This window comes from Streptomyces roseolilacinus (assembly GCF_014649335.1).
Classification (GTDB): domain Bacteria; phylum Actinomycetota; class Actinomycetes; order Streptomycetales; family Streptomycetaceae; genus Streptomyces; species Streptomyces roseolilacinus.
On the sequence record NZ_BMSV01000002.1, the window covers coordinates 163,184 to 178,422 of the forward strand.

12 protein-coding genes are annotated in these 15,239 nt (G+C 77.3%); 4 read left to right on the top strand and 8 right to left on the bottom strand.

The window, feature by feature from the left end; translation table 11 throughout:
- Positions 1–14 precede the first annotated feature (14 nt).
- The 3 genes from IE106_RS04990 (at position 15) to IE106_RS05000 (ending at position 5,487) form a co-directional block, all read left to right on the top strand.
- Entirely contained in the window at positions 15–2,588 is a 2,574-nt protein-coding gene (locus tag IE106_RS04990) for a SpoIIE family protein phosphatase (protein WP_373295902.1), read from the top strand.
- Complete coding sequence (locus tag IE106_RS04995) at positions 2,585–5,038, top strand: SpoIIE family protein phosphatase (RefSeq protein WP_229840047.1); 2,454 nt, start codon at positions 2,585–2,587, stop codon at positions 5,036–5,038. The genes IE106_RS04990 and IE106_RS04995 overlap by 4 nt, the downstream gene beginning before the upstream one ends.
- 110 nt (positions 5,039–5,148) lie before the next feature.
- The gene (locus tag IE106_RS05000) at positions 5,149–5,487 is read left to right on the top strand and encodes a DUF3140 domain-containing protein (RefSeq protein WP_189530235.1); all 339 of its coding nucleotides are present in this window, start codon (positions 5,149–5,151) and stop codon (positions 5,485–5,487) included.
- A gap of 117 nt (positions 5,488–5,604) precedes the next feature.
- On the opposite strand, the gene IE106_RS05005 is transcribed toward IE106_RS05000, so the two are convergent.
- Both IE106_RS05005 and IE106_RS30140 read right to left on the bottom strand, forming a co-directional pair.
- Positions 5,605–6,354, bottom strand: coding sequence for an SDR family oxidoreductase (locus tag IE106_RS05005; protein WP_189530237.1), 750 nt, complete (start codon positions 6,352–6,354; stop codon positions 5,605–5,607).
- A gap of 178 nt (positions 6,355–6,532) precedes the next feature.
- Complete coding sequence (locus IE106_RS30140) at positions 6,533–6,808, bottom strand: hypothetical protein (RefSeq protein ID WP_229840049.1); 276 nt, start codon at positions 6,806–6,808, stop codon at positions 6,533–6,535.
- Between IE106_RS30140 and IE106_RS05010 the strand changes: the two genes are divergently transcribed.
- Positions 6,807–8,081, top strand: coding sequence for an MFS transporter (locus tag IE106_RS05010; RefSeq protein ID WP_229840052.1), 1,275 nt, complete (start codon positions 6,807–6,809; stop codon positions 8,079–8,081). The genes IE106_RS30140 and IE106_RS05010 overlap by 2 nt on opposite strands.
- Before the next feature lie 31 nt (positions 8,082–8,112).
- Here the strand turns inward: IE106_RS05010 and rfaE2 are convergent, their stop codons facing one another.
- The 6 genes from rfaE2 to IE106_RS05040 form a co-directional block, all read right to left on the bottom strand.
- A complete protein-coding gene (rfaE2, locus tag IE106_RS05015) occupies positions 8,113–9,516 on the bottom strand; it encodes a D-glycero-beta-D-manno-heptose 1-phosphate adenylyltransferase (RefSeq protein WP_189530241.1) in 1,404 nt (467 codons plus the stop codon).
- Positions 9,513–10,190, bottom strand: coding sequence for a D-sedoheptulose-7-phosphate isomerase (locus IE106_RS05020; protein WP_189530243.1), 678 nt, complete (start codon positions 10,188–10,190; stop codon positions 9,513–9,515). The genes rfaE2 and IE106_RS05020 overlap by 4 nt, the downstream gene beginning before the upstream one ends.
- A 94-nt stretch (positions 10,191–10,284) precedes the next feature.
- Entirely contained in the window at positions 10,285–11,523 is a 1,239-nt protein-coding gene (locus tag IE106_RS05025; RefSeq protein ID WP_189530245.1) for a glycosyltransferase, read from the bottom strand.
- A complete protein-coding gene (locus IE106_RS05030) occupies positions 11,520–12,485 on the bottom strand; it encodes a glycosyltransferase (protein WP_189530247.1) in 966 nt (321 codons plus the stop codon). Before IE106_RS05030 ends, IE106_RS05025 begins: the two co-directional genes overlap by 4 nt.
- A complete protein-coding gene (locus IE106_RS05035) occupies positions 12,482–14,170 on the bottom strand; it encodes a carbamoyltransferase family protein (protein WP_189530249.1) in 1,689 nt (562 codons plus the stop codon). The genes IE106_RS05030 and IE106_RS05035 overlap by 4 nt, the downstream gene beginning before the upstream one ends.
- 78 nt (positions 14,171–14,248) lie before the next feature.
- Positions 14,249–15,226, bottom strand: coding sequence for a UDP-glucuronic acid decarboxylase family protein (locus IE106_RS05040; protein ID WP_189530251.1), 978 nt, complete (start codon positions 15,224–15,226; stop codon positions 14,249–14,251).
- Positions 15,227–15,239: the final 13 nt, after the last annotated feature.

Genomic DNA, 15,239 nt, shown 5'->3' on the forward strand with positions numbered 1-15,239 from the left:
CGCATCCTGACTGTGTGACCTGGTACGGCGCTCCCGGGCACGTCCCACCCCGGCTCCCCGGGACGGACGGGGAGGGGAGCAGGACGGACGACGGCCGTGTCCGCGACGCGCTCGTGGTCACCGACACGCTCGCCATGGCCCTCGCTCCCGCGGCCGCCGACGCGACCCGGTCCGTCGGCGGCTACGCCGGCGGCGTCTACCTGCGCTCCCGCACCAAGGGGCTGCTGCGCCTCGCCGTCCTGGCCGGACTGCCCGTGCGGCTGTTCCGGCCGTGGTGGCGGATGCACGTCAACCGGCCCTTCCCCGTCGCCGAGGCGTTCCGCTCCGGACGGGCCGTCCACCTCGCCGACGCGGAGGAGGCCATGCGCCGCTTCCCGCAGCTCATGGCCGGACTGCCGTACCCCTTCGGCTCCCTGTTCGCGCCCGTCTCGGCCGGCCGCGACCGGTACGGGGTGCTCGTCGTCCTGCGCACCGCCACCCCCGGCCGGCCCGTCGACGACACCGACCGGCGGCGCATGCACGCCACGGCCACCCGCCTCGGCGCCGTGCTCGCCGACCTCGACGCGGCCGGCACCCCGGTCGCCTGGGACCGCGAACCCGCCCCCGTCCAGCTCCCGGCGAGCGCCGCGCCCCCCGTCCGGACCGGACGCCTCGAATGGCGCGTCGACACCGGCGCCGTCACCGCCGACGCCGAGCTGTGCCGCATCCTCGGCACCGACCCCGGCGCCTTCCCCGGCACGGTCGCCGCCCTGGAGGCCCTCCTCGCCCCGGAGGACGTCTACGGCCTGTGGGCCGTGGCCCGGCAGGTCACCGAGGCCGGCGAGCCCGGGCCCGCCGCCCGCCACCTGTGGCTGGGCGGCCGGGACGGCCGCCCCCTCCTCCTCGAACTCACCCGCCGGCCCGAGCCGCCCGGCCCCGCCGGCGGTCCGCGCCCCCGCCCCGCGCACCTCGCCGGCACCCTCGTCGACCCCGGCGCCGGCCCCGCCCTCGCGACCGCCGCCGACCGGCTCCCCGCCGGCGTCCTCTCCGCCGACCGCCTCGGCCGCGTCACCTACGTCAGCGGCCGGGCCGAGACCCTCCTCGGCCTCGACCGGCCCGCCCTCCTCGGCCGCGTCCTGTGGGACGCGCTGCCCTGGACCGGGCGCCCCGCCTACGAGGACCACTTCCGCGCCGCCCTCATCTCCGACGACCCCGTCCACTTCCTCGCCCACCGCACCGCCTCGTCCTGGCTGTCGGTCTCCCTCCACCCGGGCCACGACGGGATGACCGTCCTCCTCTCCGCCGTCGACGAACCCCCCTACGCGCCCCGCTCCGTCGCCGCGCCCGGCGGCGGACTCGGCTCCCCGGCCGACCGCGCCGCCGTCCTGTACCGGCCCGTCGCCCTCGCCATCGCCCTCACCGAGGCCGTCACCGCCCGGCAGGTCTCCGAGGTCGTCACCGAGGAGCTGCTGCCCGCCTTCGGCGGCCGCCAGCTCGCGATCTACCTGCTCAGCGAGCGCCACCTCCACCTCGCCTGGGAGACCGGTTTCCCGCAGGGCTTCCTCGACCGGTTCGACGGCGTCGGCCTCGACGCCCGGCTGCCCGGCGTCGAGACCCTCACCTCCGGCCGGCCCCTCTTCTTCGAGTCCATGCAGCGCCTCGCCGCCGCCTACCCCGGCATCCCCCTCGACGCGCACGTCGGCGCCCGCGCCTTCCTCCCCCTCATCGCCTCCGGCCGCCCCGTCGGCTCGTGCATCCTCGGCTTCGACCAGCCCCGCGGCTTCAGCCCCGAGGAGCGCACCGTCCTGACCGCCCTCGCCGGACTCATCGCCCAGGCCCTCCAGCGGGCCCGGCGCTACGACTCCGAGGCCGCGCTCGCCCGCGGCCTGCAGGACGCCCTCCTGCCGCACCGGCTGCCCCGCCTCGCCCAGGTCGACACCGTGGGCCGCTACCTGCCCGGCACCCAGGGCATGGACGTCGGCGGCGACTGGTACGACGTCGTCGAGACGCCCCGCGGACTCGCCCTCGCCATCGGCGACGTCCAGGGCCACGGCGTGTCCGCCGCCGCCACCATGGGCCAGCTCCGCAGCGCCGTACGGGCCTTCGCCCTCGCCGGGCACGACCCGAGCGAGGTCATGAGCGGCACCAACCGGCTCCTCATCGACCTCGACCCCGGCCAGTTCGCCAGCTGCTGCTACGGCGTCCTCGACCCGGGCACCGGGCTCCTCCAGGCCGTCCGCGCGGGACACCTGCCGCCGCTGCTGCGCCACCCGGACGGCCGTACCGAGGTCGTCGACCTGTCCGGCGGCGTCGTCCTCGGCGTCGACGCGGACGCCACGTACCCCGTCACCGAACTGCGCCTGCCCCGCGGCGGGGTCCTCGCCCTGTTCACCGACGGCCTCGTCGAACAGCCCGGCACCGACATCGACCTCGGCGTCGAGCGGCTGCGCGGCGCCCTGTCCGCGCTCCGGCCCGCCTCGCTGTCCGCCGCCGCCGACCGGCTCATCGACGTGACCGCCCAGGACGGCGACCGGCCCGACGACATCGCCCTGCTCCTCGCCGCCCGCTGGCCGAGGCCCGGCCCGTCCGAAGGGGGTGACCGGCCGTGAGGGGAAACGACGGGACCCACCCCGCCGGCCCGGTGGACCCGCCCGGGGGCCCCGACCCCCGCGGCCCCCTCGACGCCGCCCGGGCCGCCACCGCCGTGCTCGACGACGACGGCACCGTCATCGGCTGGGGAGCGGCGGCCGAACGGCTCCTCGGCTACCCGCCCGGCGAGATCCTGGGCCGGCCCGTCGACGGCCTCGTCGTCGACCGCCCCGGCGTCCACCGGGCCGCCGCGGACCTGCCCGGCGCCGCCCGCGCCCGCCGCCAGGTCCTCCACCTGCGCCACCGCGACGGCCGGGTCGTCCGCGTCGTCACCGCCACCCTGCCGCTCTCCCACGCCGGCGCCGGCCCGGCCCGCCTCCTCGCCGTCGCCGACGCCGACGAGACCGAGCACTGGGAGGCCCTCCAGGCGATGCTCCGCGGCCTCGCCACCCAGTCCCCGGTCGGCCTCGCCATCTACGACACCGACCTGCGCGTCGTCTGGACCAACAGCGCCCTCTACGAGGAGATGGGCACCTCCCAGTACGTCGGCCTGGGCCCCGACGACATGGTCGCCGCCGGCGAGGTCCTGTCCGCCGGCCACCCGCCCACCCTGGAGGAGACGATGCGCCGGGTCCTCACCACCGGCGAGGCCGTCATCGAGCTGCACTACCGGGGCCGCCCGCCCGTCGACCCCGACCACGACCACGTCTGGTCCTGCTCGTACTACCGGCTCCAGGACGCCGGCGGCGCCGGCCTCGGCGTCTGCGAGGAGACCGTCGACATCACCGACCGCTACCTCGCCCAGCAGCGACTCGACCTGCTCGTCAGGGCCGGCGGGCTCGTCGGCACCACCCTCGACATGAGCCGCACCGCCCGCGAACTGTCCTCCGTCGCCGTCCCCCGGTTCGCCGACGGCGTCACCGTCGACCTCGTCGACGCCGTCCTGCGGGGCGACCCGCCCACCACCCGCACCGGGCGCCTCGTCCGCGTCTGGGCCGCGCCCCCCGACGGCCCGGCCGCCGGACCCGACGGCGCCCACCCCGCGCCCGAACCGGTCCCGTACCCGCCCGACGCGCCGCAACTGCGCTGCCTCGACTCCGGGCGCCCGATCCTCACCGGCGGCGCGGCCGCCTCCCTCGTCGTACCGCTGCGCACCGACGGCGCCCCCCTCGGCGTGGTCACCTTCCACCGCGCGGGCCGCCCCACCCCGTTCGACGCCGACGACCTGCCCGTCGCCGACGAACTCGTCGCCCGCACCGCCGTCTGCATCGACAACGCCCGCCGCTTCACCCGCGAGCACACCGCCGCCCTGACCCTCCAGCACAGCCTGCTGCCCCGCAACCTGCCCCGGATCACCGCCGTCGACTTCGCCCACCGCTACCTGCCCGCCGACGGCAAGTCCGGCGTCGGCGGCGACTGGTTCGACGTCATCACCCTCTCCGGCGCCCGGGTCGGCCTCGTCGTCGGCGACGTCGTCGGCCACGGCCTGGGCGCCGCCGCCACCATGGGCCGGCTGCGCACCAGCGTCCGCGTCCTCGCCCGCCAGGACCTCGCCCCCGACGAACTCCTCGCCCGCCTCGACGACCTCATCACGCAGGCCGCCGACGAGGAGGCCGCCACCCCCGGCTCCGTCACCGGCGCCGTCCCGCCCGGCCCCGCCCGCGGCCCCGACGACGTCCCCGACGACCAGGCCGTCGGCGCCACCTGCCTGTACGCCGTGTACGACCCGGTCACCGGCGTCTGCCGCATGGCCCGCGCCGGACACCCCGCCCCCGTCGTCCTCGACGCCGCGCACGGCACCGCCACCGTCCCCGCCGTCCCCGCCGGTCCACCCCTCGGCCTGGGCGGCCTGCCCTTCGAGAGCGCCGAACTCCACCTCCCGGAGGGCAGCCTCGTCGCCCTGTTCACCGACGGCCTCGTCCGCGACCGGGCCCGCGACCCCGAGGCCGGGCTGGACCGGCTGTCCGCCCTCCTCGCCCACCACCGCGACCGCCCCCTGCCCGAACTCTGCGACCGGGCCGTCACCGCCCTCCTCCCCGGCCCCTTCGAGGACGACGCCGCGCTCCTCCTCGTCCGCACCCGCCTGCTCGACGGCGACCGCATCGCCACCTGGGAGCTCGCCACCGGTCCCGAGGAGGTCGGCCGGGCCCGCGCCCTCGCCGCCCGCCAGACCGCCGCCTGGGGCCTGGAGGAGCTGGCCTTCACCACCGAGGTCGTCGTCAGCGAGCTCGTCACCAACGCCCTGCGCTACGCCTCCGGCCCCGTCCAGCTGCGGCTCGTCCACGACCGCACCCTGATCTGCGAGGTCTCCGACACCGGACACACCGCGCCCCACCTGCGCCGCGCCGCCACGGACGACGAGGGCGGCCGCGGACTGTTCCTCGTCGCCCAGATGACCCAGCACTGGGGCACCCGCTACACCGCCACCGGCAAGACCATCTGGGCCGAGCAGGCGCTGCCCACGCCGTGACGCGGGTTTGCCGTCCCGGGCGTCGGCAACTCGGGGGGACGGCGCCCGAGGGCACGGCACCCGAGGGCACGACGTCCGAAGAAGCCGCCGGAAACGCAGGGAGGCACGCCATGGCAGCGTCCGACCAGATCAGCGCCGAGCTGTGGGACGAGTTCCACACCGTCGTCAACATGACCTCGCGCGAACTCCAGGAGTGGCTGAGCACCGGGGCCGCCGGCGAGGAGACCGAGGAGCTCCCCGACCGCGCCGGGCCGCACACCGGACGCCGCGTCCTGGAGATCCTCGGCAAGCGGCGCACCGACCTCACCGAGGACGACGTCGCCGTCATGCGCCGCGTCTGCGACGTCGTCCGCTCCCAGCGCGACCCGGACCTGGAACCGAAGGCCGGCGGCACCGCCTGGCGCCACGGCCTGATGAACATCGGCCACGACCCGCTGAAGCCGGCCTGAGCGGCGCCGCCCGCACACCCCTCCCGCGCCGGGGCGCCCGCACCGGGGCCGCCTCGCTGGTCCGTCCGCGCGCCGGGCCCGCCGCGCGCCCGCCCGGCGGCCGGCTCCGCGTCCCGCTCAGGGCCAGGACGGCTCCCGGCGCGGTACGACCACGATCTCGCCCGCCACACTGCCCTCCGGCACCGACAGGGCGTACAGCACGGCGTCGGCGACGACGTCGGGGCTCTGCAGCATCGACACGTCCGTGTCCGGGAAGCGGTCCATGATGAACGGCGTCTCCATGCCGCCCGCCACGACGCCCGTCACCCCGATGCCCGGGCAGTCCCGCTGCGCCTCCTTGAACAGCGTGTGCGTGAACGCCCGCAGCCCCGACTTGCCCGCCGCGTACGGGCCGGCCTCCGTCCAGGTGCGGTTGGCCGCCGTCGACAGGATGTTCACGATGTGGCCGCCGCCCCGCGCCACCATCCGGCGGTAGCCCTCCAGGCACAGGTACACCGGGCCCAGCAGGTTCGTCTGGACCACGCGCGTCACCTCGTCGGCCGTCAGGTGCTCGATCGGCTTCGACACGTCCACGGCCGCGTTGTTGACCAGGACGTCCACGGCCCGGCCGGAGCCGTCCAGCTCCCGGAACACCCCGGCCACCGCCTCCGGGTCGCGCACGTCCAGCTCCACGAAGCGGGCCTCGCCGCCGACCCCGTTCAGCTCGTCGCACAGCTCCCGCGCCAGCTCCTTGCGCACGTCCGCCACCAGGACCGACGCGCCCGCCCCGGCCAGCCGCCGGACGATCGACGCGCCCAGGCCCCGCGCTCCGCCGGTCACCAGGGCCTGCCTGCCGCGCAGGTCGACCCGCACTCCACCGCTGCCCATGCCGCAGCCTCCGCCTTCCTCGGGTGTGGTGCACTGACCTCCTCACTGTGACCCGCGCGACGGCGTCCGGCACTCCGGACGGTCACTGTGAGCAAGCCCACGGGCCGGGCCCGAGCCCTTTCGCCGCAAGGGCGGCGCGGCCCTCGGCGGTGCCCGGCCGCGGCGGGGGAGGCGCAGGTCACGGTGGGCGCGGCCGCCGGCTGCCACGATGGTCGGCGCACCCGTCCCGGTGGAGCGGCCGCGCAGCGAAGCCGGCGTCGAGAACCCGCCGCGATCCGCCATTCGAGCCCCCCACCTCACCTGTGTCTTCTTCCTCCCCGGCCACCGCGCCCTCCCCGGCCACCGCGCCCTCCCCGGTCACCGCGCCCTCCCCGGTCACCGCGCCCGCCCCGGTCACCGCGCCCGCCCCGTCCTCCACCGCCTCGCCCTGGCGTTCGCTGAGGTACCGCAGCATGCGCTGGTGGTCCGTCGCGAACTTCGTCTCCAACGCCGGTACGTGGATGCAGCTGACCGTGCAGAACCTGCTGGTCCTGCAGATCACCGGCTCCGCCGCCGCGACCGGCCTCTCCCTGTCCGTGCAGGCCGCGCCCGGCCTGCTGATGGGCATGGCCGGCGGCGCCGCCGTCGACCGCTGGCCCCGCAAGCTGACCGCCGCCGTGAGCCAGGCGCTGCTCGGCCTGGTCGCCTTCACCACGGCCCTCCTCGTGGCGTTCGACCAGCTGAACCTCGGCGTGCTGATGGCGCTCGCCGCCGTCACCGGTCTCGTCGCCACCGTCGACGGGCCCGCCTGCGCGCTGCTCGGCAACGACCTGGTGCGCACCGAGGACGTGCCGTCGGCCATCGGGGTCGGCTCCCTCGTGCACAACGCGGGCCGTCTCGCGGGCGCCGGCCTGGCCGGCCTCACGGTCGCCTTCCTGGGCACGGGCGCGGCGTACGCGGCCAACGGGCTGTCCTTCCTGTTCGTGACGGCGGTGATCCCGTTCCTGCGGCCCGTGCGCGACGCCGCCCCGGCGGCGCCCGCCGCCCGGTCTGCCGGCGGGCCCGCCGAGGAGGCCGCCGCCCGGTCCGACGACGGCCGGATGACCGTGCGGGAGGGACTGGCGTTCTTCGCCCGCCGCCCCCGCCTGGTGGGCCTGGCCGTCGTCTCCGGCGTCAGCGCCGTGTTCGGCCGCAACTACGGGCTCACGCTCGCCGTGCTGGTCACCGGGCCGCTCGCCGGCGGCGCCGGGGCGTTCGGCACCGTGTCCACCGTCCTCGCGGCCGGCGGCATCGTCGGCGCCGTCCTGGGGGCCCGGCTGCGCAGGCCGTCCGTGCGGCTCGTCGGCGTCCTCGCGGCGGCCGGCGGCCTCCTGCAGGTGGCGGCGGGCCTGTCGCCGTCGCTGGCGGTGCTGCTGGTGCTCGTCCTGCCGATGGCCGTGGTCGAGTCGGTCTCCGACACCGCCGGGACGACCCTCCTGCAGACCGACCCGCCCCCGCACCTGCGGGGACGGGTGCTGGGCGTGTGGAGCAGCATCCGCACGGTCTGGAGCCTCGCCGGGCCGCCGGCGCTGGGCCTGCTCATGGAGCTGGCCGGGGCGCGCGGCGCGCTGGTGCTGGGCGGCCTGGTGATCACGGCCGTCGTCGCGGCGGGCCACTTCGCCCACCGCCGCCGCCTCCCCGTCCCGGTGCCGGTCCCCACCGGGCCGGCGACGCTCCCCACCCGCCCGTCCCTGGGCACGGCGGCCTAGGCGCGGCGGTCCGTGCGGCGGTCCGGGCGGCTCACTCCGTGGCCGGCCGGGTCGCCGCACGGGCCGCGCGGTGCGCCAGCAGGGTGGTGGAACGGCCGTCCAGGTACGGCAGGACCACCGCCTGGCCGCCCCAGCCGCGCAGCACCTCCGCCTCGGGCAGGTCCTCCGCCGAGTAGTCGCCGCCCTTCACCCACACGTCTGGCCGCAGCCGCGTCAGCAGCTCCGCCGGGGTGTCGCCGTCGAACACCGCGATCGCGTCGACGCTGCCCAGCCCGGCCAGCACCCGCGTCCGGTCCGCGATCGGGTTCAGCGGCCGTCCCGGTCCCTTGAGCCGCGCCACCGACGCGTCGGAGTTGACGCACACGATCAGGCAGTCGCCGATCCGCCGCGCGCTCTCCAGCAGGCCCACGTGCCCGGCGTGCAGCAGGTCGAAGCAGCCGCCCGTCGCCACCACCGTCCCGCCCCGCGCCCGTACCCGCTCGGCGAGCGCGAAGGGGTCGGTGACCGGCGGCTCGTGCCGCCGCGGCACCGAGGGCGTCCGCCACAGCGCCGGGTTGCCCGCGCCGCCCGCCGCGACGAACGCCGCCGCCTCCGCGACACCCCGCTCCACCGCCTCCTCCGGCAGCGCCCCGTCCGCCAGCGCGGCCGCCGTCGCCGCGGCGAAGCAGTCGCCCGCGCCGCACGGGTCGCCGGCCGCCCGGTACGGGACGGGCACCAGCATCGGCGTGCCGGCGCCGGGCCCCGGCCGGGTCAGCAGCACCCCGCGCTCGCCGAGGGTCACCGCGACGGCGGCCGCCCGCCACCGCTCCGCCAGGTCCGAGCCCCGTTGCGCGTACGCCCGCAGCGACTCGCCGCCCGTGCCGGGGCTGAGCGCCCGGGTCTCGGCGGCGTTCGGGGTGACGATCCGGACGCCGGGCACCGGAGCGCCGCCCCGGGGGTGCGGGTCCCACACCACCGGCACGCGCGGCGCGACGGCCGCCAGCAGGTCCCGCACCGCGCCCGCGGTGTGCCGCCCGTAGTCCGCGACCAGCACCGCGTGCGCGCCCGACAGCGCGTCGCGGACCGTGCCGCCGGGCTTGCCGGGGGCGCCGCCGCCGCGGTCGATCCGCACCAGCGGCCGGCCCGACGCCAGGACGCGGGTCTTCACCGGCAGGGTGCCCCGCAACGGCAGCTCGACCAGCCGCACCCGGCCCTCCAGGGACCGGCGCACCGCGTCGCTCGCCGGGTCGCCGCCCAGCGCCGTCACCAGCACCACCTCGCGCCCGCCCCGCGTGGCGAGCGCGGCGGCCAGCCCGGCGCCGCCGGGCCGCCGGTGGTCGCCCGTCACGTCGACGACCGGCGCGGGGGCGTCGGGCGCGAGCCGCGTCGACACGCCCTCGATGTCCTCGTCGAGCAGCGCGTCCCCGACGACCACCAGCGGCTGCCGGGCGCTCACGACATCCTCCGCCGCACCGCCGCGGGCTCGAACGCGCCGACCGCCCCGCCGGTCCGCCGCGCCGGGCCCGCCTCGACCGCCGCGTCGAAGCACTCGCACAGCACGTGCACCGCGACCAGGTGCGCCTCCTGCACCGTGGCCGTCGCCGGGGCGTCCACGCACAGCGCCTCGTGCGCCGCCTCGGCCAGCGGGTTCGGCGCGGGCCCGGTCAGCGCCCACACCCGCATCCCGCAGGAGCGGGCGGCCGCCGCCGCGGCGATCAGGTTCCCGCTCCGCCCCGACGTGGACAGCAGCAGCAGGACGTCGCCGGGGCGGCCGTGCGCGGCGACCTGCCGGGCGTACACCTGGTCGAAGCCGTAGTCGTTGCCGATCGCGGTCAGGCTGGACGTCTCGGCGTGCAGGGAGATCGCCGAGTACGCGGGCCGCTCGCGCCGGTAGCGGCCCACCAGCTCGGCCGTCAGGTGCTGCGCCTGCGCGGCGCTCCCGCCGTTCCCGGCGGCCAGCAGCCGGCCCCCGGCCGGCAGGACGACCGCCAGCCGGGCGCCCCAGCGGGCGATCCGGTCCAGGTGGTCCCGGCGGAACCGGCCCACGGCGTCCTCCAGGGACGTGCAGTGCCGCCGCGCGGCCTCGCGCGCGGCGAGGGGGAACCCCTCGGGGAGGGAGAGATCGCTCATGTGTGTTCGGGCGCCTGTTCCGGCGGGACGGCCGCGGCGGACCCGCACCTCCTTCGTCGTTCCGTTCGGCTGCCGGTCACTGCCGGTCGGTGGCTCAGACCGCGCCGGTCACGGCGGGCCGGGCGGCGCGCACCCCCGCGTACACGGCCTCGGTGGCCGCCCCGACGCGCTTCCAGTCGTACCGGCCGAGCACCCGCCGCCGGCCCGCCGCGCCGCACGCGGCGCGCAGCTCCGGGTCGGCCAGGAACTCCGCCACCGCCCGCGCCAGGGCGGCCGGGTCGCGCGGCGGCACCAGGCGGCCGCACTCCGGGTCGGCGACGGTGTCGAGCTGCCCGCCCACGGCGGTGGCGACCACCGGCCGCCCGCAGGCCATCGCCTCCAGCGGCACGATGCCGAACGGCTCGTAGTCCGCCGGGCACACCACCACGTCCGCGCTGCGCAGCAGCGGCGCCACCTCGTCGCGGGACACCGCGCCGGTGAACCGCACCCGGTCGGCGACCCCGGCGAGCCGGGCCACCTCGCGCAGCCTCCGCACCTCCGGATCCGCGTCGAGCCCGGCCGGAGGCGGCCCGCCGACGACGAGCAGCTCGGTGTCGGGCAGCCGGGACAGCGCCACGACGGTGACGGCCGCGCCCTTGCGGGGCACGAGGCGGCCCAGCTGGACCAGCCGGTGCCGGGCGGCGCCGCGCGGGGCGGCGGGGCCGGCGGGGGAGAACTGCCGGGGGTCGACGCCGCACGGCACGACGCTCACCCGCTCCGGCGGGATCCGCATCCGCCGCAGCTCCCGCACCTCGTCCCGGCAGGTGGCGATGACCCGGTCGCAGGCGAGGCCGACCTCGCACTCGGCGCCGATCCGCTCCGGCGGGCTGGTGTCGGCCGCCCTCTGGTGGCGCCGCTTCACCGTGCCCAGCGCGTGGTACGTGTGCAGCAGCGGCACCCGCAGCGTGCGGGCGGCCCGGACCGCGGCGACCCCCGACATCCAGAAGTGGGAGTGCACCACGTCCGGCGGCCGCGTCGCCAGCACCCGCGCCATGTACCGCCCGAACGCGTCCATGTACGGGAGCAGTTCGTCCTTCGGGACGGGTTCGGGCGGCCCCGCCGGCACGTGGTGCACGACGACACCGGGCCGCGCCACGACCTCCTCGGGCAGCCGGCGGTCGTCGCGGCGGGTGAACACCGTCACGTCGTGGCCGCGGTCGGCGAGCGCCCCGGCGAGACGCGCGACGTGGACGTTCTGCCCGCCCGCGTCGACGCCCCCCAGCGCCGCGAGGGGGCTCGCGTGCTCCGAGACGAGGACCACCGACAGGGGTTCCACGGGATCGCGGGCGGTCATGAGCGCACCTCCGTCAACACGCGCTCCCAGTCGTCCAGGAAGCGTTTGAGTCCGTACCGTCCCAGGGCGGCCTGCCGGGCCCGGGCGCCGTCCTCGGCGGCCGCCTCGGGCTCGGCCAGGTAGCGCCGGGCGGCCCGTGCCAGCACCTCCGGCCGGGTCGACAGGGTCCCGGCACCCGCCGGGACCGCCTCCACCGCCTCCGTGGTGGCCAGCGCCACCACGGGCATGCCCAGGTGCATCGCCTCCAGCAGGGACAGGCCGAGCGACGTCCACCGCACCGGGTGCAGGTACAGCCGCCGCTCGGCCATCGCCGCGTGCAGTTCCCGCTGCGGCAGGTCCCGGGCCCGGCACCGCTCCTCGGGCAGGCCCAGGTGCGCGGCCAGCCCCTCGGTGCGCATCCCGAACACGTCGAGGGGCGCGGCCTCGGCGAGCGCGGGCAGCAGGTCCGTACCGGTGTGGCGGCCGCGCCGTACCGGCTCGTTGACGACGACCGCGGCGCGCGGCAGCCGCCCCGTGTACAGGTGGCCGGGGTCGACGACGCCGTGCTCGATCACCTCGGTGCGGGCCCGGCCGCTGTCCCAGAAGAGCCGGTTGAAGTGGGTGACGTGGACGAGCGTCAGCCCGTCGCGGTCGGCGCACGGGTGGCGGGTGCGGGGCACGTCGCCGTCGGGGGCGTTGTGCTCCAGGTACACGGCGGGGACGTCGCGGCCGGGGCGGCGCCCGCCCAGCCAGTGCTCGGCGAGCCCGAACTCCTCGGGCCGCTGGAGCACCACCGCGTCCACCGGCTCGTTCCGGAGCTGTGCGGGCGTCACCTCCCGTACCGTGTCGGGCCAGTCGAAGGTGCGGGCCCGGCCCCGCCCGTCGGGCCCGCGGTCGGGCAGCACGGGGACCAGGTAGGTGTGCGGGCCCTGGACGAACGCCGTCGTCCAGGAGCCGTGGACGTGCCAGAGCAGGATGTTCACCGCGCCCACCTCCGCACCGACTGGGAGTCCTGCGAGTCCGCCGTGAAGAAGCCGCCGCGCCGCACCGCGTACGGGCCGATCGCCAGCAGGTCCACGGGTGTGGAGCCGAAGCACTCCAGGGCGTCGCGCGGGTCGTCCACCATCGGCCGGCCGGCCGTGTTGAGGCTGGTGTTGACCACCACCGGCAGGCCCGTGCGCCGCTCGAACTCCTCCAGCATCCGCGCGACCAGCGGCTCCGTGACGCGGTCGACGGTCTGGATGCGGGCCGTGCCGTCGACGTGGACGACGGCCGGGATGCGCTCGCGCCACTCGGGCGCCACCTCGTGCACGAACAGCATGTACGGGCTGGGGAGCCGGCCCGTGAAGATCTCCGCCGCCCGGTCGGCCGCCACCATCGGCGCCACCGGCCGGAACTGCTCGCGGCCCTTCACGTCGTTGAGCCGCTCCAGGTTCCCCGCGTGGCCGGGGTGGGCCAGCAGGGACCGGTGGCCGAGCGCCCGCGGGCCGAACTCCGAACGCCCCTGGAACCAGGCGACGACGGCGTTGTCGGCGAGTGCCTCCGCGACGGTCGCCGCGATGTCCGGCGGCCGCTCGAAGGGCACCGCCGCCGTCTTCAGCCAGGCGCCCAGCTCCGCGTCGGACCAGTCGCGGCCCAGGTCGGCGCCGCCCATGGGCTCCACCTCGTCCCCGCCGCCCGCGGCGAGCAGCAGGGCCCCGCCCAGCGCCGTGCCGGCGTCACCGGCGGCCGGCTGCACCCACACGCGGGAGAAGGGGCCCTCGCGCGCGATGCGGGCGTTGGCCACGCAGTTGAGGGCCACCCCGCCGGCGAGCGTCAGCAGCGGGTCGTGGGTCTGGCCGTGCAGCCAGCGCACCAGGTCCAGCAGGGTCTCCTCCAGCACCGCCTGGGCGCTGGCCGCGACGTCCGCGTGGGCCTGCGTCCACGCCTCCTCCGGGCCGCGCGGCGGGCACAGCCCGTGCCACGGCACGCCCGTCGCGTGGAAGCCGCCGTCGCCGGTCGGGTACACGTACCGGCGCAGCTCGTCCCGCATCCGCGGCCGGCCGTACGAGGCGAGCGCCATGACCTTGAACTCGTCGGAGGAGCGCAGGAACCCGAGGTGCTCGGTCAGCTCCTCGTAGACCAGGCCCAGGGAGTGCGGCAGGTCCTGGGCGGCCAGCGGTTCCAGCCGGTGGTGGACGCGGCGGGCGGCGAGGTGCGAGGCCCGCTCGCCGCGCCCGTCGAGGACGAGGACGGACGAGGTGTCGGCGCCGGCGTCGTCGGTCGCGAAGGCGCCGGAGGCGGCGTGCGCCATGTGGTGCGGCACGAATCTGACCGCCTCCGGGTCGAGGCCGGGCAGTGCCGTCCGCAGGAAGCCGGGCGCCTCGCGCGCGTAGGTCAGCCGCAGGTGGTCCCACGGGTCGTCGAGCCCCATCCGGTCGGCGGGCCGGGCGAGCGCCGGGTCGAAGGAGTACGCGACGGCGTCCAGGTCCTGCGGGCGCAGTCCGGCCCGTTCGAGGCACCAGGCGGCGGCCTTCTCCGGGAGTTCCCAGGCCGAGAAGGGCACCGGCCGCTTTCCGTGCTTGCGCCGCGAGAAGCGTTCCTCCTCCGCGGCGGCGACCACGCGTCCGTCGACGACCAGCGCGGCGGCGGGGTCGTGGAAGAGGGCGTTGATTCCGAGAATGCGCATGGGGTCCCTGTCTTTCGGCGCGTCGGGGAGCGACGTCGGGGGGAGAGGGGAGGGGGAGGAGGGGAGGGCCGGCGGTCGTCAGCCGCCGGGGGACGCCTCCGCCGCGGCGTCGGCGCGGAACCACTCGATGGTGCGCCGCAGTCCCTCCTCCGGGGGGATCAGCGGCTCCCACTGGAGCTTGTCGCGGGCGAGCGTGATGTCCGGGCAGCGCACGGCCGGGTCGTCGGTGGGCCGCTCGATGTAGCGGATCCCGGAGCGCGAGCCGGTCAGTCCGATGACCAGGCGGGCCAGTTCCAGCATGGTGGTCTCCGCCGGGTTGCCGATGTTCACCGGGCCGCGCAGCCCGTGCGCGGCGGCGGCGAGGACGCCCCGCACGGTGTCGTCGACGTAGCACAGCGACCGCGTCTGCCGCCCGTCGCCGGTGACCGTCAGCGGCTCGCCGGCCAGCGCCTGCCGGACGAACGTGGGCACGGCGCGCCCGTCGTGGCCGCGCATCCGCGGCCCGTACGTGTTGAACAGCCGGACGATCCCCACGTCCGTGCCGTACGTCTCGGCCTGGGCGGTCGACAGCGCCTCCGCGAACCGCTTCGCCTCGTCGTACACGCTGCGCGGGCCGACCGGGTTGACGTTCCCCCAGTACCGCTCGTTCTGCGGGTGCTGCTGCGGGTCGCCGTACACCTCCGACGTGGAGGCCAGCAGGAACCGCGCCCCCGCCCGGTGGGCCAGCGCCAGCGCGTGCCGGGTGCCGAGGCTGCCGGTCTCCAGCGTGTGCAGGGGGAGCCGCAGGTAGTCGGCGGGCGACGCGGGCGAGGCGAAGTGCAGCACCAGGTCCGGCGGGCGGTCCACCTCGAACGGCTCCGAGACGTTCGCCGCCACCAGGGTGAAGTCCGGGTGGTCCAGCAGCGGGGAGACGTTCTCCCGCCGTCCGGTGCTGAAGTCGTCCACGCACGTCACGGCCGTGCCGGCGGCCAGCAGCGCGGAGCACAGGTGGGACCCGACGAAGCCCGCGCCGCCCGTCACGACGGCGTGCTGCCACTTTCGGGGGAAGGCGTTCATACGGTCTCCTCGG